This is a genomic window from Geofilum rubicundum JCM 15548 (assembly GCF_000974365.1).
In the GTDB taxonomy this organism is placed as follows: Bacteria; Bacteroidota; Bacteroidia; order Bacteroidales; family Marinilabiliaceae; genus Geofilum; species Geofilum rubicundum.
In genome coordinates this window covers 1-20,711 of sequence record NZ_BAZW01000065.1, presented here as the reverse complement: position 1 = coordinate 20,711, position 20,711 = coordinate 1, and the positions used below count along the sequence as shown (strand labels likewise).

17 protein-coding genes and 1 pseudogene are annotated in these 20,711 nt (G+C 39.0%); 4 read left to right on the top strand and 14 right to left on the bottom strand.

The annotated features are described in order from the left end of the window. From JCM15548_RS24675 to JCM15548_RS17955, 7 genes are all read right to left on the bottom strand, one after another. Window positions 1-251, bottom strand: a 251-nt coding sequence (locus JCM15548_RS24675) for a DUF6443 domain-containing protein (protein ID WP_227626008.1), incomplete at its 3' end; no start/stop codon positions are given. 44 nt (window positions 252-295) lie between these two features. After that, on the bottom strand, window positions 296-3,835 hold the full coding sequence (locus tag JCM15548_RS17985; protein ID WP_062128228.1) for a carbohydrate binding domain-containing protein: 3,540 nt from the start codon (window positions 3,833-3,835) through the stop codon (window positions 296-298). Between the two features lie 63 nt (window positions 3,836-3,898). Beyond that, the gene (locus JCM15548_RS17980) at window positions 3,899-7,189 is read right to left on the bottom strand and encodes a hypothetical protein (RefSeq protein WP_062128226.1); all 3,291 of its coding nucleotides are present in this window, start codon (window positions 7,187-7,189) and stop codon (window positions 3,899-3,901) included. 767 nt (window positions 7,190-7,956) lie between these two features. Continuing rightward, entirely contained in the window at window positions 7,957-8,178 is a 222-nt protein-coding gene (locus JCM15548_RS17975) for a type II secretion system F family protein (RefSeq protein ID WP_305047586.1), read from the bottom strand. Window positions 8,179-8,954: 776 nt separating this feature from the next. Continuing rightward, window positions 8,955-9,296 (bottom strand): type II toxin-antitoxin system RelE/ParE family toxin, encoded by a 342-nt coding sequence (locus JCM15548_RS17970; RefSeq protein ID WP_062128223.1) that lies wholly within the window; start codon window positions 9,294-9,296, stop codon window positions 8,955-8,957. After that, the gene (locus JCM15548_RS17965) at window positions 9,269-9,565 is read right to left on the bottom strand and encodes a hypothetical protein (protein WP_062128222.1); all 297 of its coding nucleotides are present in this window, start codon (window positions 9,563-9,565) and stop codon (window positions 9,269-9,271) included. The genes JCM15548_RS17970 and JCM15548_RS17965 overlap by 28 nt, the downstream gene beginning before the upstream one ends. A 167-nt stretch (window positions 9,566-9,732) precedes the next feature. Further along, on the bottom strand, window positions 9,733-10,083 hold the full coding sequence (locus tag JCM15548_RS17955) for a hypothetical protein (protein ID WP_062128221.1): 351 nt from the start codon (window positions 10,081-10,083) through the stop codon (window positions 9,733-9,735). Between the two features lie 332 nt (window positions 10,084-10,415). On the opposite strand from JCM15548_RS17955, the gene JCM15548_RS17950 reads away from it, so the two are divergent. Further along, on the top strand, window positions 10,416-10,982 hold the full coding sequence (locus JCM15548_RS17950; RefSeq protein ID WP_062128220.1) for a cob(I)yrinic acid a,c-diamide adenosyltransferase: 567 nt from the start codon (window positions 10,416-10,418) through the stop codon (window positions 10,980-10,982). Window positions 10,983-11,059: 77 nt separating this feature from the next. After that, window positions 11,060-11,281: a DUF2795 domain-containing protein gene (locus tag JCM15548_RS17945; protein WP_062128219.1), complete on the top strand. Its 222-nt coding sequence runs from the start codon at window positions 11,060-11,062 to the stop codon at window positions 11,279-11,281. Between the two features lie 33 nt (window positions 11,282-11,314). Here JCM15548_RS17945 and JCM15548_RS17940 read toward each other — a convergent pair whose 3' ends face one another. The 7 genes and pseudogenes from JCM15548_RS17940 to guaB all read right to left on the bottom strand — a co-directional run bounded on the left by JCM15548_RS17940 (window position 11,315) and on the right by guaB (window position 18,779). Continuing rightward, complete coding sequence (locus JCM15548_RS17940; protein ID WP_262487139.1) at window positions 11,315-12,358, bottom strand: OstA-like protein; 1,044 nt, start codon at window positions 12,356-12,358, stop codon at window positions 11,315-11,317. Window positions 12,359-12,406: 48 nt separating this feature from the next. Next, window positions 12,407-12,786: pseudogene (locus JCM15548_RS25825) on the bottom strand (OstA-like protein); the annotation flags it as partial. A 124-nt stretch (window positions 12,787-12,910) separates the two neighbouring features. Continuing rightward, window positions 12,911-14,269 carry a peptidylprolyl isomerase gene (locus JCM15548_RS17935; protein ID WP_062128217.1) on the bottom strand — a complete coding sequence of 453 codons (1,359 nt, stop codon included), beginning with the start codon at window positions 14,267-14,269 and terminating at the stop codon, window positions 12,911-12,913. 28 nt (window positions 14,270-14,297) lie between these two features. Continuing rightward, on the bottom strand, window positions 14,298-15,122 hold the full coding sequence (locus tag JCM15548_RS17930; protein WP_227626009.1) for a hypothetical protein: 825 nt from the start codon (window positions 15,120-15,122) through the stop codon (window positions 14,298-14,300). 90 nt (window positions 15,123-15,212) lie between these two features. Then, window positions 15,213-16,787 carry a peptidylprolyl isomerase gene (locus JCM15548_RS17925; RefSeq protein ID WP_062128213.1) on the bottom strand — a complete coding sequence of 525 codons (1,575 nt, stop codon included), beginning with the start codon at window positions 16,785-16,787 and terminating at the stop codon, window positions 15,213-15,215. Continuing rightward, the gene (locus JCM15548_RS17920; RefSeq protein ID WP_062128211.1) at window positions 16,751-17,140 is read right to left on the bottom strand and encodes a hypothetical protein; all 390 of its coding nucleotides are present in this window, start codon (window positions 17,138-17,140) and stop codon (window positions 16,751-16,753) included. Before JCM15548_RS17920 ends, JCM15548_RS17925 begins: the two co-directional genes overlap by 37 nt. 169 nt (window positions 17,141-17,309) lie before the next feature. Beyond that, window positions 17,310-18,779: an IMP dehydrogenase gene (gene guaB, locus JCM15548_RS17915; protein ID WP_062128230.1), complete on the bottom strand. Its 1,470-nt coding sequence runs from the start codon at window positions 18,777-18,779 to the stop codon at window positions 17,310-17,312. 123 nt (window positions 18,780-18,902) lie between these two features. On the opposite strand from guaB, the gene JCM15548_RS17910 reads away from it, so the two are divergent. Beyond that, window positions 18,903-19,706 carry a hypothetical protein gene (locus JCM15548_RS17910; RefSeq protein ID WP_062128208.1) on the top strand — a complete coding sequence of 268 codons (804 nt, stop codon included), beginning with the start codon at window positions 18,903-18,905 and terminating at the stop codon, window positions 19,704-19,706. A gap of 162 nt (window positions 19,707-19,868) precedes the next feature. Further along, the coding region (locus tag JCM15548_RS17905) for a DUF11 domain-containing protein (RefSeq protein ID WP_157482924.1) at window positions 19,869-20,711 on the top strand (843 nt) is incomplete at its 3' end.

The window sequence follows — 20,711 nt, the reverse complement described above, 5'->3', positions numbered from 1 at the left end:
TTTACAATGTCCCTATTTGATGGGGAAGCCTGCCAGGAAACACTCTGCATAGGACGTCCCAGCCCATCATAATAGGATATGGTTACATTTTTTTTCGAAGCAGACAGTGCTGAAATGGCGCCAGCGTCCTTCACTGGCTCGGTTAATGTGGTGCTTTGAATATAGTTATATCCGTTTTGAGGGGATTGTGCATTTATACAAATGCTTATTAAAAGAAATCCACACAATGCATTGAAAAGTTTGCTTTTCATAGGGCGACAGGTTTATTGATAATGATCCAGATATACTAATGTTATTATTCTTGATTGCCATAGTGGTAATCATACTTCTCAAGGATATTTTCATCTTTATCCTTAATGTATTCCAAACGACCAAAACCATCGTACTCGTAATAAGTGGTGTTGCCATTAGGGTCAGTCTCACTTGTCATGCCTACAAGCGGGTCGTATGTATAAGTAGTCATTTGGCCATCTGTGGGATGCAATCGTATATCGTCAAACCAAACCCTTCCACCACCTCCATTATCGATACGGATATTTAGAGAGACTATATCGGTCGGAACCATGTACTCACCTTCCAAATAAACCCACTTTCCTACTTGGGTGGTCCGCTTGTGAATTACCTTGGTATAATAATTTGTTTCATTTGCTTTATTCATAAACAAGTAAATGGTTGAAACAGGACCGTCAGAGTATACCCAGCCACTAAAAGTAAATTTAGTTGGTTTATCTAAAGAGACTGATAGCCACTTGTTACTATGAACATATAGTGTACCTGGACTAGATTTATCTATTCTACCACTTTTTTTACCAGTCTTTGATCGAAACGCATCATATGCTGTTAAACGCCCTCCATATTTTGCTCCAGCACTCGTCCAACCATAACCTACCTCTTCTTCAAAGTTCTCATGAAAGACTTGGGAAGAAACACTATTCTTTATTCTAGCAATCGGATATTGGTGATTATAGCCCCATAAGTATGATTCAAAGATACCTGTGGCCGATCCATTGAAATATTCTTCAACAAGAGTCTTTCGATACACGGGTTTATTATTAATTGATGCGATAAAGGGTTCATATGCAAATCTTAGCTTCTGATTGTATTGACCATCACCATTTTCTCCTCTCTCATATAGATAAACTCCAGATGGTTGTCCATTAGCATTTAATGGCATTTTTGTTCCATTGACAAGCGTATTCCCAACAAAACTCTCAATTCTCTCAGGATCACTAATAATATTAAAATCGTTGCTAGGATAAAAAAAACTAGTGGAATGAAAAGAATTATTACTATTGATTTTTTCCTCCCTTTCAATGTAACCATCATTATTATAATAAAAAGACTTAGTCGCAATCACATTATCAATTTCTTCAGTATTCAACTTCAATCGATACACTTCATTACGTTGAATTAGTATCCAAGGATTTTTAAAGGAATCCTCCCAATCTTGCGGACCATCGACAAGGTAATCACAAAATAAAGCCACAATACCTCGCGAACCTAAAAGAGTCTTAGGCTGAACGGATTCAAATTTGTTTTCTGACCTATAAACAACCTCATCTACTTTGTTGAACCAATTCTCAGTCAACAATCTACCACGCTCTTGCCCATTTGACACTACAAATGAGCTATTTGGCAAACTATTTGGAAAGCTATGGGAAAAATGATATTCTTTCCTCCCAAAATCCATATCAATATCCCCTACACTTTTAACCTCTACCTTCTTATACAATATGTGACTGCCCGAAGTTGCAAGTGTAACCAAGCTGTGTCCTTGTCTTATATCGTAACTGTTAGAGCTTTCTATTACTGGAAACATTGCGTATGATGGTTGGTGACTCTCCGCAATAATCCTACTAGTCTCATATTTGGGTATTGAAGTTAAAACCCCACTACCATTCTCCCCATCATAATAGCTCAACTCTTTAATATTATCAATAACACCTGAGTTTAATTCTTCAATTCTACAAACCCGATGACCACCAGCCAACCTTTCTTTTGCAAAAATTACACGCTCTCCTTCTGAATCGTGAACATATTCAACAAAAGAAGCTGAAGCATTAACGCTAAAACCTTCATCATAGGCTATTAATTTAATACCATAAACACCAGGATTCAATCGAATCTTCATACTTCCAGATATATCACTACCAACTATACGGGGTATGACGGGATTATTTGGAAATAAAGTGGGATAAACCTCAAAACCTCCACCTTCAAAAGTTAATGCATTATCATTACTGTCAACGTTATAGTTGAAAGTTACATCATAGGATTCGTTTAAAATAATAAACCTAGGTTTGCTGCTAATAACCGGGGTTGAGAATCCAACAGAATTATCTGTAGGCTTTAAAACAGTAGCATCCGCTCGTACATTCCTTAATTCATATACTGGATCAATTTCCCCATTTCTATCAAACCCATAAGTATGCGGCTCATATTGGAAACGAACAATACCGCCAGTAGGGTATTGAACTGCAGAAAGAAGACCGATATCTGAAAAAACAGGATTGGGATTGCGATTTTTTGAAGAATTAATAATCGAATTCATATTACTACCCTCAATGTAACCTGGAATGAGCGTTGTAGGATCAGATCCGTTATAGTACCCCCAATGATCTATTGCCTTTGTGGGATATTCCGGAACATCAGCACTTTCCTTATTATATGTAAAAGCGTACCTTTTGTCACATATCCCTTCATTTGAAACTTCGGCGACAGACCTAAGAATTAAAACCCTTCCATCTATGTAATCATATTCAAAATTATAGCACTTATACTTTTGCCCTTTTGAGTTCTTAATATCAATAGATTCAAGCACTTGCTGAATAATTGACATTGGGTTATCAAGACTTTCAGTTCTGGAGTTAAAACCAAGAATTACGTCATTTGTCTTTATCGTCTTTAACACACTTTTGGTATGAATATAATCGCTCACATTATCAGTTCTTTGAACATCTCTAGGAAACGGACAATATAGGATACTCTCTGAATACGTCCTTGTTTGTATTTGAATCCGATGATCTTCATACTCGAACTTGATAACGTCACCCGCAGGAGTTCTAATCTCAAAAATATGCCAAGCTACTCGCCTATCCTCAGGCTTTAACAAATCATCCAGAAAAACATGGTCAAGGCCAATTGTTCCTTTAGAACCATCCTCAACTCCAAAAAGGTAATGAACTCCGCGATCATCAACAATCTCCCAGGTGTCTTTTAAAACCTCACCGTTAACAACAGCTCCCTTTCGAATTTGATAATTTTTGTGAGGGAACGCAACAAATACACCTTCCTCAACTTCATAAAAACTAAATGCTAAATGTCCAACGCTAACAATATACTCATCAGGCAGACCATCTTGAACATTATCAGCAAGCCTCCTTTTAAGTTGATCAGATTCATTGCTATAATACCATTGTGTCCAATCATTAAATAAAACTTTATCTTTAATAGGATCTGGGATATTGTATAGTATACGGGTATCATTATATCCTCCAGGTAAATCATCTGGTTTTCCATTAATTACGCGGGTAATAACTCCCCCAGCATTCAAATTCCATCCCATGCCAACCCACCCAGGAAGATCATTTGGTCGAAATCCATCATTTCGATACCCAACAAATATAGGAAACTCATAATCTGACAACCTAAACGTAAAAATTGGAACCTGGATATTAGGAGTACCCCTGGCTAAGTCTGGTTCAGAAAAATTATATCTAACAAAACTCGTCACGTCTGGGGCAGCTGTTGTTATTCGCTCACTTTCGAACAACTGACATTTTGAATTCACCCAAAAGAAACACCACAATAAAAAAACCAAACTTATTAGTCTCATTGATATAGTTATTAACTTAATCCAAATCACACTATTATTTCAACTCAAAACAACATCTTTAGTCTAAGGAAGACCTGCAAAATGATAATCATAATTACTAATTAAGTTATCTTCACTATCTCGTATAAATTTAAGTCGACCAAAATCATCATACTCATAATATTCTGCAAGACCATTCATATCAGTTTTAGAAGTTAAGCCTACAAGAGGCTCATAAGTGTATGTTTCAATAACCACATCAGAATGAGAAAAATGTTCTCTTAGTCTTTCATTAAAATAATTCCACGTAGCTTTGCTCTGAGATGACGTCATAGCATAGAGACTCTCTAACAAATCATCGAGAGATTGAGAATTAAAGTAACTATCAAGTACCGTATTCACCCCTAAACTCAATGTTTCAAAATCAACATTTTGAGCTTGAATTACTCTATACTGACTGCGATAACCCCAGTGATAGCTATATTTTACACTAGTCTTTTGATCGTACTCGACTAGCCTTCCTCCATTATAAATTAAATCACATTCAGCATTATATTTATCAGGTATTAAAACATCAGCATTATGCGGATGGTTTTCCTCTGCATTTTGATTATGGTACTCATAATATGTGATTGGTTGACCTGAACTATTATACTCTATTACTGAACCCTCAACCAAAACATTATTTATTTTCTTTTCGGTTTTAACAGGAAGATTCTTAAAATGATTTTCTTGTAGATTAACTAAACCATTAAAATCGTCAGGATAAAACAGATTAGTTGTGATTCTACTCCCATCAGAACGCGTTCTAATGTTTTGCTTTAATTGATAGCTCTTTTGGTTATCATATTCATTCTCAACAAGAGATTTTATAACGCCACCCTCCCTATATTCAATCTCCTCCATATCAACCATTTGAACAACTCCTCCTCTTAGGAAATAATTTGAATATGAATTATGAGGCTCATGAATTGAATTTTCTCCATCCCCGGAGAAAACAACTAATGGAATACAGAACTTTGATTTATCTATATTATATGAGCTTAAAACAGGTTCTTGGGAGTTTGGATCAACAAAAGGAAATAAACTACCAGAATAAAACCTATTACCATAAATTAGATAATTGTAATTTATCCTTTTCATTAATGAGTAAGAACCTGAAGCAATATCCCATTTAAAACTATCAATTCTCAACGGTTTTCCACGAAAACTTTCATTACTATCTGGAATAGTGTATGGCCATATCCAAAACTCGCCAACATCTTCCATATGCGTAAAACAGTATAGGGTTTTACCAGAATTATCTTGACCACCATCAAAAATTTCAGTAACATAGGCATAACCTATATGATTACCACGGCTGTATGACATTGGCCCTCCTGGTCTCACCCCTTCATGATGGATTCCATCATGACTAATTGAGGAAATAAAATGGTAACAGGGCAGAGAATAAATATTACCACTACTCCTATTATAATCATTCAGATATTCAAATGACTTCTTAATAATCTGACCGTTTAAATCATTCATCTCAATCCTGCTAATCCTGCTGCCACCACTGTAGATCGTTTCCAATGGAGAAATCGGACTATCCGTCCATCTAACAAAGACACTAAAACCATTGGCAAGATCATCTGGTGCATCTTGTTGAAGAGCGGTAACTCGTAATTTATATAATCCTGTAGTAAGAGCACTAGAAAGTATATCATTAGTTCCTTCCGGGATATTTACACTTACAGATCCATCCTTTTTAACAATTTTAGCTGAATATCTGAATTCACCAAATAGCGTAAAACTTGCATGAAGGTAATTTGAAACATCATTATCAATAGAAAAAACATTTGACTCATAAACTCCTTCAGAAACTCTTTGTTTAATATTTTTAAACAATCCTATGTCTTTTTCAAAAACAGGGTTTACCTTATTAAATTTAAGTTCAGAAAAATAGTCAGGAGGAATTGCTTGATTTGGTTCAAAGTAATAATCAACAGAACCTCCAGTGGGTAACATCATTCTTTCAAGTAATCCAATTCTACTTTTTGATGCATCGACAGTTTTATCATCACCAGGCTCATCAGCCCCACTAAAGTTTAAAAATCGGCCATTATTCTTCCCATTAAAGTACCCCCAATAATCCTGTGATGTGGAAAAACGATTAGGCAATTCGCTTTTGAAAGAATAAGTAAATGAATAAGGAGGTAAGGAATTGCTTAATGAAAGTTCGGTAACAGAGTCTAGAAATAATCTCTTAGCTGCATATGGATCCTTAATTGCTAATAGGGGCAATACATTTGTAACTGTAGCATCATAACTATAGCTATAATCCATCTGAAACTTCTTAACAATCCTTCCATACAAATTAACCACTTCAATAGACTTTAGATAGTGTCCGCCATTCAAATCTTCCCTTTGGTTAACTGATTTATGGAAATGAACAACCCCTCCATCAAAAACAATCGACTTAATTTGTGGTTGAGATGATTCAACTTCAGAAAAATAAGACACGCAAATTGAAGCTGCTTTATCACTTTCGATCGTATCATAAGATTTCCTGCAGAAAGTTACATCTTCATTTTCGTAATTAAAACAAACAATACTGCCATTTGGATTTTCTATATCCACAAGCTGCCAACTACTATATACTTCAGGAAAAGCACTGCCTAATTCATAGCAATTATTCAACGTAGCCTTAAAATTTTTCATTTTATCAACGCCTCTTGCAATTCTATTTTCTTCTGCAGCAATTTTCGGAACACCAAAATAGTATTTAAATCCATCGTCCATCATTACAACCCATCCGAGAATTTTTCGTAAACCAATCTCAAATATTGGTTCAATTTTTATATCCGTATAATTTTCTTGAACAATCTGCTTAGTTCTTTGGTCAAAATAAAAGTTACCTGACATCCCCATAAAACTATATGAAAATCTATCAGGTTCCATATCACATATATTATCTAAGCACTTATCATAAATGAGGTGTCTAGTCGTTTCGTCAGTATGAAAAGTTGAATAGAAATCACTATCAAGATATCCATTGGGGAAATCATCAGGTAGACCTCGAGTTTGGCGAACAATAGCTCCACCGGCATTAAGCGCCCACCCAACACCAACACGAGATGCAATTTCCTCTACTCCAATCCCTCTGGCATGATAAATTAAGCCAATAGGAACATTAAGTCCATCAGATTTAATATTATAGATTGGAATACTGATGTCAGGTAAACCAGAGAAATGGTTTACCGGGACATCTATAAACTTGGTCAAAGAAGAAGACTCTGGTGCAGGGGGAATGACATTTTGTCCAATAGAAGACAAACAAATCATTAGAATGGCTAGTACCATAAAAACCATTAAGCTACATTTCTTTTTCATTCGTCTATTTTTATGCTTCTAAGAAATTACAATTCACGAAAACAACATGTTTTCGAAATAAAAAATTAAAAACACCTCATCCTCCTTAACCTGAAATGATAACCCAACAAAACGCACAGTACTAGCAGTTCTGTTCACTGTTTTAAATTTGCTGAGACTAAAAAGCAAGAAATAAAAATTGCAGTTCGGGAAACAACAGTTGTTATCATTAAGTTTGAATCATGGATAAAAACAAAAAGCTTAAAACTGACCAATCCAAATAATCCAGTTAAGTACAAAGGAATATGCAGCTTGGAAAGAATCAATCCGACAAAAAGGATAAAAGGATGGCAACAAGAAGAAATTACAACAGAACATTGAAGTGCTATAAGCAAAACTCATTAAATATCTAGACAGCACAATCTGACATGAAAAATTTCAATGAATCATGAATGTAATCATTCTTCTTTAATAAAATCTAGTTTTTCATATCAAAGGATTTATAAGGTTAAGGTCTTTTCAATTCTAGGTTGTGGCAATTTAAATAATAATTCTGGAGGTGCATAAACACTTTTACGCCAATGAGTAAAACATCAGAAAACCTCCGAATACATTTTCAAAAATAAATATTTAATTTAAAATCACAAATTTTTACACATTGTTTTTTCAATAAAAATGGCATTAATTCCTAACGCCCCATCAAAGTGTTGCTCAATCTAAACATTGGCAAAAACTTGGAGATTGGTATGACAGCTACAAAACCTCCAATAAGAATAATCATAAGCCGCTCAAGCATGGAGATCAGATTCTTCGTTGTATTGATCAGAAAGGCGTTTAAAAACTGCATCGAGATTGTTGGTGTCCTCTCCAACCTTTACCAGTGCTGCCAAGCGGGATTCAAAAACAGCAAATTTAGTCATTGCTTCGTTGAGGGTTTGCCCACGGATGTCTTCCTGAATTTTTGTCAGAGCTGTTTCTAAGCTGTAAAGCCACATCATTTGACCTACCAATTCGAGAGATTGGACCTATGGGGCACGAGCGTGTGTCATTAGGGGCATAGCCTCAAAAAACCGTGCAAGATAAATTTTATTCAACAGTGGACCAACAAGTGGAATTTTTAATATTAAACCTGACATTCCTTTCTTGCACCAGACTTTTTTACGCACCATCACATAGGTCGTATTAATTCCAATTATGAAAAATGGTAATAGGAAACAATATTACTATAAGGCTACAGATAAGTCAATTACCATAAGGGTGAGCTGCGGCAATTCGATGTCAAAACGTAAAAAAGCATCAGCAAACAATGGTACAATAAAGTTCATCATAAAAATCAAAGCAGAAAGCGCCGTAGTCAGAATGACTAGCGGATAGGAAGGCGGGAAACACCGCTTTTCCGGGTTTTCCGGGTTTTCGTGCGGTGGGGTTATTCTCTTTTTATTTCAAGTAAATTTTGTGGGTCTCTACTGGTATGGAAAACATCAAGGATGATTACGTCCTTTTCAGTAACTTCATATACTATTTTAGAACTCCAAATAGCCAAACCTGTTATCACCCGGTTCTCCCTCCAAAAAGGGGGCTTTACTAAACTTATGGGGCATAAATCCAAGGCCTTTTGCCAGGTTCCTTTATAGTTACCCTTACTTTATATCCAATTGATAGTATTTAATTTTCTGGCTTTGATATTCATAAATACCGGGAAAGTGGTTGCAAATATAGAAATGAGGTACTGCTTGTCCCGCAAGGCGGGAAACACCGCTTTTCCTGCTTGTGCGGTGGGACTGGTTTATCGCTTACTTATTTTGTTTTCATCACTTTCACAAGGAAAGAAGTCTGTTACATATACAGTCCATTCCTGCTCATTGATAAAATAAATAATTTTAATAGCTTTTCGTGGAGTGTAGTAATACAAAATATACCTGTGCATCCTGCCAAGTGGACGAAGATTTTCTTCTATACGACCAATACCAGGGTTATTCTCTAATGCAATGGCCTTTTCCAGTAGCTCTGTGGATTTACGGTCTGCACTGGTTTCACTGTGGTGCTTATAAAAGTATTCCAGTACATCACGGTAATAATTCTCTGCTTCCTGCGTGATTGCTACTGTATAGCCCTGTTCTCTTTCCAAGATGCAATGTCCTTTTTAAATTCATGTATACTCCTTGTGTTGCCTTCTTCAACTGATTTTAGGGATTTCTTAGCCCGTGCCATCATTTCGTCATCGGTAGTATTGTAAAAATCTTTTTCGCTTCGTTCACTTTCTATCATACTATACACCAATCGAAGAAAACGTTCATCAGCATGATTTATAAAGTTGTGTATCTCTTCTTTTATCTGTAGAGAGTTCATAAAAGATATTTTTGGTTCTTTTACAAAGTTAAGATTTATTGTCCTCATTTGTTCAGATTTAGCGGATGTAATTTTTCAAGCTTACTTTGAAGTTCATCCAGATTATTCAGCTGGTACCGTTCTGTTGAACATACATATTTATGGCCGGCCATGTATTGAACCTGCCGTAAATTCATTGTTTTAAGCCAGTAAGTTATTGTACTTTGTCTTATCTGCTAGGCATTGGTGATGTTCGGGTTTATCTTCTGTATATCTTTAAACATGTGCAATAGGCTATTTTTGATGTTCTCGCTGCCGTTGATGCTGATAAATAAATGGTTTTCGATTTTGAGGTGATTGATTTTAGTGGGTTTTCTGGCTGGTCTTGGGGCTGTGATTTCTTTTAATATGGTTGGTCTACTCTCGGTTATTTGGAAGATTTGCGGATCCTGTTCCAATACTTTCACATATTCTTCTATCTCTTCAAGAAACTCATCCCCTAGACCTATACGGCGGGATTCATACCAACTACGAGCATCAAACACGTCACTGTCAGCCTCCTCCTTGAATACTACAGTATAACTCATAAACCTGCTTTTGCCCTATTCTTAACGACGGACCAGGAAAATGATTTGGAGTCACCATTTAAGGGAGGAAGTTTTATAGCTTAATGATTGAATTTAATTGCGATTATTAGGGGAAACTCAAACAGTCTGTTATTTCAGGATGAGTTTAATTGAAAGACTCGATAACCAATTATCATTTTCATTGAAAAAACATACCTTAGTCGATGCAACAAAACCCTGAAAACAGTGTTATGCATGTCAAAGAAACTAAATTTACATTCTTGCAGAAAGATGGTTTTTTGATCTTTCCTGCCACCCTAAATTAAAGTAAATAACTTAAATACGAGCAACGCATGAACAAAAGCTTAGTTTACACCAAAACCGGTGATAAGGGGACAACGGGATTAATAGGCGGCACCCGGGTGGCCAAGGACCATTTCAGACTGGAGGCGTATGGCACCGTTGACGAGCTCAATACCAACATAGGCATGATACGCTCCTATCCCATTGACCAGCCTAGTATAGAGACCATTATTCGCATCCAGAATCAATTGTTTACCATCGGGTCGTATCTGGCTACGGACGCCAGTGTTTCAGACTTGCAAAGCAAACTCAGGACCGATGAAAAGGAAATCACCCATCTTGAAACGGAAATGGATAAAATGGAGTCTGCGCTGCCACCGTTAAAGAATTTTGTTCTGCCAGGGGGACATCCGGCCGTTTCGCAATGTCACATTACCCGAACGATTTGTCGGCGAGCAGAGCGAAGGGTGATTTCCATGTCGGGCGAAGTAAAAGTAGACGAATGGGTTATTAGGTATTTGAACCGTTTATCCGACTATTTCTTCGTATTATCGCGGCATTTGTCAAATTATTTCAACATTGATGAAATTCCATGGATTTCAAACTTGCAAGAATGATTTTTTTTTATAATTTCGCCGAAAGAAGACTAGGAGAATAATAACTACTAAACTTAAAGAGTTAAACTTATTGAATTATGTATTGGACTCTTGAATTGGCTGCAAAGCTCGAGGATGCACCCTGGCCGGCATCAAAAGATGAATTGATTGATTTTGCTATTCGCTCAGGCGCACCCTTAGAGGTGATTGAGAATCTTCAGGAAATTGAAGACGAAGGTGAAATATATGAAAGTATTGAAGATATTTGGCCGGATTACCCGAGCAAAGATGATTTCTTCTTCAATGAAGATGAATATTAAGAAAAAAAGGAACTGAAAATCAGTTCCTTTTTTTTATCTGGTGGGCATGGAGCGATCGAAATGAAAATCGCTGTAGTTAATTTGGGAGACAGCTTCAGGTGCCACATCATGCTTAAAAATGTCCATCATGGTCTTTGGCCGGTATTCCTCGAGCCATCTAAAGCCCTCCAAACGACGCGCATCCCGCGTCAGAAAATCGGGGGGATTCAAATTACCACTCGGCTGGTTGCGAAGGATTATTCCGGTAACCTCCTGCTCCTCCAACAGTATGGTTAAATTACTGGACTCTGCTTTATTAACACCAATCACTTCGCCTTCCTCTTTGGGATAGTAAATGGTTTGCCCATTGCCCTCCACATCAATCCTGTACAGTTTGTTATCCTTAATATAACCGGTCATGTGGCGACCCTTAATCTGATTGTAGGAGGCCGTATCTTCAGGTCCGATAACAAAGGCATTTTCGATCAACTCGGCTTTATACAAGGCCCGGTTGCGGGTATATAATTTGATACTGCTGGCCGACATTTGATTTCTATTGGCCCATAGCACTGGATCTTTATAAAAGGTATTGATGGAATCCTGTAAATTATAGACCATCGAATCACAGCGTCCCTGAAAATCAGGCCGGAAAAACTTGACGTTCCGATAGGCCCGTATCATTTGAAATTCCGTATCAGGAATGGGGTCGGCCCTGAGCGTGTCGGCATGCAGAAAAAGGGTGTCGTTTTGATGTATCTGCATCAAAACAGCTCTTTTGGTGGCCAGTGCTCTCTGGGTTAACTCGTTGTAATAACCATAGTCCCCCTTTATAATGACATGATTGGTGGTATCGTGCAAAAACATATTGGAAAAAACCTCCCCAAAGCCGGTGTTGCGATCATAAAAAATGGTATCCCCATCCAGTTGTTGCTCTTCCCCCTTTATGGAACTATTGCGTTCCAGCTGAGCGATATCCTTTTGTGTGTCGTAAAACCCGGCTTCAGAATAAATCTCATTACGGTCGCTAATGATGGTGGTAGGCCCCACAATTTTAATGACCTCCGAAATGGTATAATACAACAAAGTATCAGAATACATCTTATAATCCGGATTGGTCACCACCACCTCTTTTCGGAAGTGGGCTTCTTCGGTGCGTGGGTAGTAATACCCCCAATCACTGACCAGTTCATTGTTATCACTGACGATTTTTCCGCCGTCATAATAATAGGCCACATCGTTGCGCCGATCGTAATCCAAAAACTCGGTAGTTAAAACGACGTTCTTGGTGACCATGCGCACATTTTCACGAACCATGGCCTTGTCTTCATCTCCATGGTAAAACAATACATCTCCATAGAGATCGATGGTATCATTTTGAATCACATGAACGGAACCATAGGCATGGACCCTGTTGGAATCCCTGTAAAAAAGGCACTGTCACAATGCATCAGGGTCTGGTGATGTCTGAAACGCACATTTCCAAAAAGCGCCTGCACATTCTTTCCAAAGCGCTCTGAACCCTCCATATAATCGGCATGCTCAATATGCACCTGCCTGCGGCCCTCCTGCGCCTGTTGCGCAGGAACAATCCCATACCACAGTAGGATGCTAAAAAATACCAAAAAACGAATCACGCCTTTCATACTTGAATTACTTATTCCAGCCCTCAAACTCAAATTGGCAATTAATCCAATTGGGGCTTAGTGAAATGTAGGTCTCATCCTGCTTGCGAACAATCCATTTATGGAAAATATCTTCACGTTTTTGATTTTCAAGAATGGTTTGTATCAATTGATAATCATCTGTTAAATTAGCTCTGTGCGGCTCCGTTTTGGATTTTAGTTTAATCAGCACAAAATAATCTTTACCCAGACGTTCATCCTTCAACATAAAAGCATCAGAAACGTCATCTACTTCCATTTTTTCCAATTGGCGATTGATACCGGCAGGAATGGCTTGAATTTCAAATTTCGTGGACTGGTTATTGGGGTTTATCATCAATCCGCCATTGATACGGGTTTCTTTATCCATAGAAAATCGCAAGGCTGCTTCTTCAAAGGATACTTCTTCCTCCCGGATTAAACGGGCTATTGAATCGGTTCTTTCCTGGGCTTCAGCTATAGCTGACGGTGCCGCTTTTGGTCGCATCAGAATATGTCGGACATTAACCCGATCCCCTTGTCGTTCAATTAACTGTATAATATGAAATCCAAACTCTGATTCAACAATTTTTGACACTCTGCCGGGTTCCTGCATATTAAAGGCTACCTGGGCAAACTCGGGCACCAACTCGGCACGGGACATAAACCCAAGCTCACCGCCACGTGCAGCACTTCCCTGGTCTTCTGAATAAAGTACAGCCAGTGTGGCAAAATCTCTTCCTTCACTCACCTGCCGTTGAAATTCTCTTAAGCGACTCTTAACCCGCTCAACCTCCTCTGTATCAATATTGGGAAATACCTTTATTTGTTGAATTTCATATTGGGAATTAACCATTGGCAGGCTATCCTGAGGTGTTTTCCGATAGAACGCTCTGATCTCAGCAGGCGTCACCTTTACGTTTTCAGTAATAGTGCCTTGCATTTGCTGGGTCAGCATTTGGTTACGGACAATATCACGTTGTTCCCTTTTAATTCGGTGAATGGGTTTATTCAACCATTCCTCCAGTTTCTCTCTTGACCCTGCACGATTAATAAACTCATTAATCTGCCGGTCAACCTGCATAATCACCATATTCTCACTCACCTCAATACTATCTAATTTGGCCTGTTCCAATAAGAGGTTTTGAAGCAGCAATTGCTCAAAGATGTGACATTTTAAATCACCCTGAAAGTTAGACCCCTGCATCATGGCCTGCTGATACTGAAACTCAACATCTGATCGTAAAATTGGATTATCACCAACCACACCAATGACCTCATCAATAATATTTGATTGAGAAAATGCAAAGGGCGTTAACATCGTTAATGCCAAAAACAAGGCGGTTAAACGCTTTTTAAATTGAATCATATTATATATTTAATAATCAAACCTATATTTACTTATGAAAATTCACAATTTTTTCCCTTAGAGCTTCCTCATATAAATCTTGTCCCAGTTGCTGAATAAATTCAATACGCTTTTTATTCAACAATATGGCTTTTAACCGCTCTTCAACATATTTGACAGGTGCCGTATCTCCGGGCAATTCATATTCGTGAATGGCCAGGTAATAGTTAAAATCATCATCGCTTGTTTCGTGGTGCCTGGACCATCGCAAAAAGCGTTCCTCATTCAAAATGGGTTCCGGCAAATAAGAATTTATTCTGCTAAACGGCACCCAGTTTTCAATAAACTGCTCATAATTACGAGCATACTGAAACGAATAAGCTTCCAGATTAATCAAATCTTCGGCATCGGTAGAACGGTACCAACGACGCAACTGATCCTGATTGGGAGCATTTTTAGGTACCTTAATAAAAACGCCTTGAATAATACTTTCCTGCAAATTAAAATTATCCTTCATTTGCAGGTAGTATTCTTCTATTTCCCGACTGGTTACCAAAGGAGAATGTTTTTGCTCCAGTATCTTTTGTTGGTACAAATGCACCAATAAGGATGTTCGGTAATCCTCCAACAATTTCTCTACATCTTTCTCTTCAGCAGATAAGTTTATCTCTGCCTGTCGAAGCATGAGTTTGGTTCTGACCCAACGGCTGATATAATCCTCAGCCATGGCCACACTATCCTGTGGAGCCAAATTATCTGGCATGGATCTTCGCAATTCTCCCAGAGTTAACGAAACATTGTCAACGGTAACAATAGGTTCGCTCATAGGATTCTCTTCCGTGGGCTTACATCCTCCCCACAAAAGAGCGATCATTCCAAACAAACAAATTTTTTTATGCAATATCATACTAAATTTCTAGATAAAGCCAACGCATCAATAAAGACCTTACAGACCAGTGCATTATTACTTCAATAGTTCATACTCAAACACAGGTTGATGTTTCTCTCTCAGATCACGTACCCATTGCTCTTCTTTCCATTGTTGAAAACTGCTCATAACCTGCCCTACAACCTCATCATATGGCAGAGGCTCCGATTCTACCACTTCGCCCTCCCAATAAATACTTCCTTTGTAGTGCTTAAAGACACTTTCTTCGGGAAGAAGACTTTTGTCGACCGGATTACCCGCGTCCAAAGCAAACTCAAACATACCTTCTTCACAATTATACTGTTGATCATTGCGGGCATTATCCTTCAATATTTGTACCAGATTATCACCATTACCGGTTCTGTCAAACCTTTTGAGCATTCGCTTATTCAATCTCTTATCAACCACCTCACACACAACGCCTTTTAACACAGGCGCAGGTGTAAATTCTGACAAATGATTTTCGTAATAACCCTGCAAGGCCAAAGTATCTTTACCCACATTCTGCCAAATTTCATTATTGCTTATTTCAAATATCAGCAAACCGTCGAAATACTCATTGATCAAATATTTGTATTTCTCGTTATGCAAGGCTAAATCACGGTTCTCAACTTCCATAACCAAATCAAAGGCCATTTCTTCTATCTGATTATCTATGGCTACTTCCCCCCCCTTAATATTGAAAGCCTCATCCGATTTTAACTGCTCCATAAAATCAGAGACGGTAAGCACATCTTTATAATAGCTGATAAGCGCCTCATCGGTCGGTGCTACCGCGTCAAAAAATGCCGCGTTGTCCCTGGATTCTTCAGCAACTTGATACAAAACAGCCAAAGCATCTTCATTTAACCGATAATCAGAACCTTTCATTTTGCTTTTGATAAAGGCTTCGGTACCGATATTACTCCGACCGTCCCTTGACATCATATTTGAAATATGGGCATATTCATCTTCATAACTCTTGACAGGCTCAAGCTCCAGGCGTTTAATGATGTGCCAGCCATAATCTGTTTTGACAGGTTCAGAAACGGCGCCATCTTCCTGAAGCTCAAATGCGGCCAGGGCAAACTCAGGAACCATTTCGGGAAGCGTAAAAGCACGCATTTCACCTCCCTGTCCTGAGCTGTTTTTGTCGTCTGAATACCTGGCTGCCATTTTCTCAAACGGCTCACCATTTTGCCATTCTCTGTAGATCGAGTCAATGGACATTTTGGTAGCCAAGTCATCCGTGTTTTCACCGGGCTTGTCAAACATTTTCATAATGTGAGCCACCCTGATTTTTCCGAGATTCGGTAACTTCTCATGAACTTTGATAATGTGATAGCCAAAATCTGTTCTGATAATATTGGAAACCGCTCCAACTTCAGTCGCAAAAGCTGCTTTTTCAAAGGGATAAATCATTCGGAAGGCTGAGAAATAACCAAGGTTTCCCTTGTTTTGAGCTGCTGAAGGGTCTTGAGAAAATTCACTGGCCAATTCATTAAAATCTTCACCGGCCAAAGCCTTCTCTCGAATTTCCTGAATCTGATTAAAAGCCTTCAATGTATCTGCAGGTGTCGAATTGGGATCAAGCGTTACCAAAACATGGCTGGCCTTAACCACATACTGCATATTGTTATAGCTTGTCGGGCCACCAGCTCAATAGCAGATGAATCCACCATAAAGGCCTTTTTTAAATCATTGGCATATTTTTCATATTCATTGATAAAGGATTCCATGGTATCCAAACCCTGATCCATAGCTTCCACTACCTTCAACTTATAATTGATAAAACGTTCGGCGAAGTCCTCAGGGGATTCATTGAATCCGGGCAAGTGCTTATTTTTATTATACACATGCCAAAATTCACCTGAGCTAAACGCTTGGTCGCCAATGGTCAATATCGTTTGATTTTCCTGCGCTGAAAGGGTCATGGAATTTACCAGGAACACGCTAATAAAAAGGGTAATAAAAAGACGTCTCATATATCATTATATTAATTATTCGCAAGTTCTTTACTGTCGGCCCTAAAATTCGGCTCATTTCAATTGCGAAAAATAGTTAATTTTAAGAGTTGTTCCAATTAAGCCTTTAACAAAAAAGGGAAAACCAGCTTAAACGGTCCTCCCTTTTGAAGATTATGCATCCGGCGCACTAACGGGAATAGTTAGGTGCTTCACTGGTAATGGTGACATCATGGGGATGTGACTCATCCACTCCGGCATTGGTAATGCGTGTAAACTTGGCCTTATGAAGGTCTTCAATATTACGGGCACCACAATATCCCATGCCTGCGCGCAAACCGCCAATCATTTGATAAATCACCTCCACAAGCGTTCCTTTATAGGGAACGCGAGCAGAAATACCTTCCGGCACCAATTTCTTAATATCATCCTCCACATCCTGGAAATAACGATCTTTAGAACCTTTTTGCATGGCTTCCAAAGACCCCATTCCGCGATAAGTTTTAAATTTTCGTCCGTTATAAATAATGGTTTCGCCAGGTGATTCTTCAACGCCGGCAAACAAAGAACCTGCCATTACGGAATGGGCACCTGCCGCTATCGCCTTAACGATGTCTCCACTGTATCGAAGTCCCCCATCTGCGATCAATGGTACGCCCGAACCTTTTAATGCTTGTGCAACTTCAAAAATAGCTGATAACTGAGGTACGCCCACACCGGCAATAACGCGCGTGGTACAAATTGAACCGGGACCAATACCCACCTTTACAGCGTCGGCACCGGCTTTAACCAAATCAAGTGCGGCCTCACCAGTTGCAATATTTCCAACGACCACTTCCAATGAAGGGTAGCGGCGTTTGGTTTCTTTCAGGGTTTCAATAACACCTTTGGAATGCCCGTGAGCCGTATCAATTACAATGGCATCCACATTGGCATTAACCAAGGCTTCAATACGTTCGAAAGTGTTATAGGTAACACCCACTCCTCCTGCCACACGCAAGCGACCCTTTTCATCCTTACAAGCCATCGGTTTATCCTTGGCTTTGGTTATATCCTTGTAGGTCAACAGACCAATTAGCTTGTTGTCTTTATCAACAACAGGCAATTTCTCAATTTTATATTGCTGCAAAATAGCTGCGGCACTCTCAAGGTCCGTTGTCTGATTGGTCGTTACCAGACCTTCTGAGGTCATCACATCATCAATATGTCTCGACATATTGTTTTCAAATCGCAAATCCCTGTTGGTCACAATCCCCACTAAATAACCATGTTCATCAACTACCGGGATTCCGCCAATTTTATACTCACTCATCAGCTTTAGAGCATCGGCCACCGTTTTACCACGCTTTATGGTAACCGGGTTGTAAATCATACCATTCTCTGCCCTTTTTACCACTTCAACCTGACGTGCCTGCTCTTCAATAGTCATGTTTTTATGAATGACACCAATTCCTCCTTCACGGGCAATGGCAATGGCCATTCTCGCTTCAGTTACCGTATCCATCGAAGCCGACAAGATGGGCGTATTAAGAATGATATTACGTGAGAAACGTGAGACCAGACTAACCTCGCGCGGCAACACATCAGAATAGGATGGGATGAGTAATACATCGTCAAATGTTAATCCGTCGGAAACAATTCTATCTTCAATAAATGACATAGGTGAAGCTTTTTGGATGTTTGAAATAAATTTGCGCAAAGGTACAAAAATAATATGAGCCTGTTTCTCATTACGATTTTTTCTATCTTTGTAATGCACCATTTTCAAATAACCAAGATAGGGATGACAAACAAGCTTTTATTATTGCTTCCAATTCTGTTGATTATCAGCTGTGGGCCTTCCAGGCAAGAGCAAGCCCAGGAAAAATTGGCGGAAGCTATCAGCCTTAAAGATTCAGGATATTTCAATATGGCTAAGTTGAAGCTGGACTCCCTGATTCATGAATTTAAAGACCTTCCGGAAGAAGCAGACAGCGCAAAGGCACTCTTGACAGAAATTAATATTAGCGAGCAAACGCGTAATTTGCAGTTTCTTGACAGTGCGCTGGTGGCCCAGGAAGCATTACTGGAACCTTTGATGAAGAACTTCATACTTTCAGATGAATATGGTTCTACCAAGATACTGATTCACAAGAGACAAAAGCCTGAAAACAGCTTTAACCGTACTTTTTTAAGAGCCCACCTGAATCAGTCGGGCGATTTTTTTATTTCCAGCAGGTACCACGGCACAAAATGGATATATCACCAACAGATAAAAGTTTATTATAAAAACCAGTCGGTTCTCTCTGAAATTGTAAAAGAGGACGGATTTAACAACCGTAGATTTGAAGACGGTGAATTTAAATGGGAAATCGTTAATTACAAAGATGGGAAAGATAATGGCATCGTAGATTTCATTGCCAACAATTGGGACAGCCCTTTGCGGGTTCAATTTATGGGGAAAGGCTACGAATACATAATCATGGAAAAGTTTGACAGAGAAGCCATTCGGGATGGTTACGAAATCTCCTTTATTCTTAAGGAAATTGACCGCATAAAAACAGAGAAAACCCGCGTCCTCCAAACCCTTCAAAAATTAGAAAGGTAAGGACGTTTAAGCATTTAAAACCGCAACTATTTAAACCCATTCCAAATTATCTAAGATAAGTCCGGCTTCGCACCAAAAATCACCCAGTTAATCAAAAAACAGGTGCATTTGGTTCTATAGGGTTGTACCTTTATGCCTTATATATCCTAAAAGAACCGACTTATGAACAATATATTTATCCGCACCTTTGTTTCTCTATGTCTATTATTACTATCCTCAAGTTCTATATTTTCTGCTGATCTGTCTATTTCAATTGGCGTAAACAATTCTGCTCCTGGTTTTGGAAGTGAGGTGGAATTTACAATCACTGCCAGTAATGTGGATGTGACTGATGCAACCGGAGTCTCTGTAACAGCGACCCTACCTGACGGTTATACATACATTTCTCATACTGGAGGTGCCAGTTATAACTTAGGCATTTTAACATGGTCAATAGGCAATTTGACCAGCACCAGCAGTTCAGACATGACCATAACTGCAACGGTTAACACTTCTGGTACTTATGGATTTACTGGCTCAATAACCAGCGATCAGGTAGATCCAAATCTAGGTAATAACACTTCTACAAACACTCCCGTGCCCATTGTTATTAACGATCTGGCACTTACTATGGGCGTCAGCAATGCAACACCCGACGTGGGCAGCAATGTGACATTTACGCTTACCGCCACCAACAGCGGACCGAGTGACGCCACGGGCGTGACGGTTACTGCGGGTTTGCCAGACGGCTACACCTATGTATCAGATAATGGCAGTGGCGCTTACACCCCCGGAACCGGTATTTGGGCGGCAGGCGCCATAACAGCTGCCGCCAATAAGGCGCTGGAAATAACCGCCGCGGTTAACCCCACAGGCACCTATACCTTTCCGGGAACCATCACGGGTGGACAAAATGATCCAACAGCCGGAAACAATACTACTTCAACAACCACAACACCAACACCGATTACCGATCTGGCACTTACTATGGGCGTCAGCAATGCGACACCCGACATGGGTAGCAAT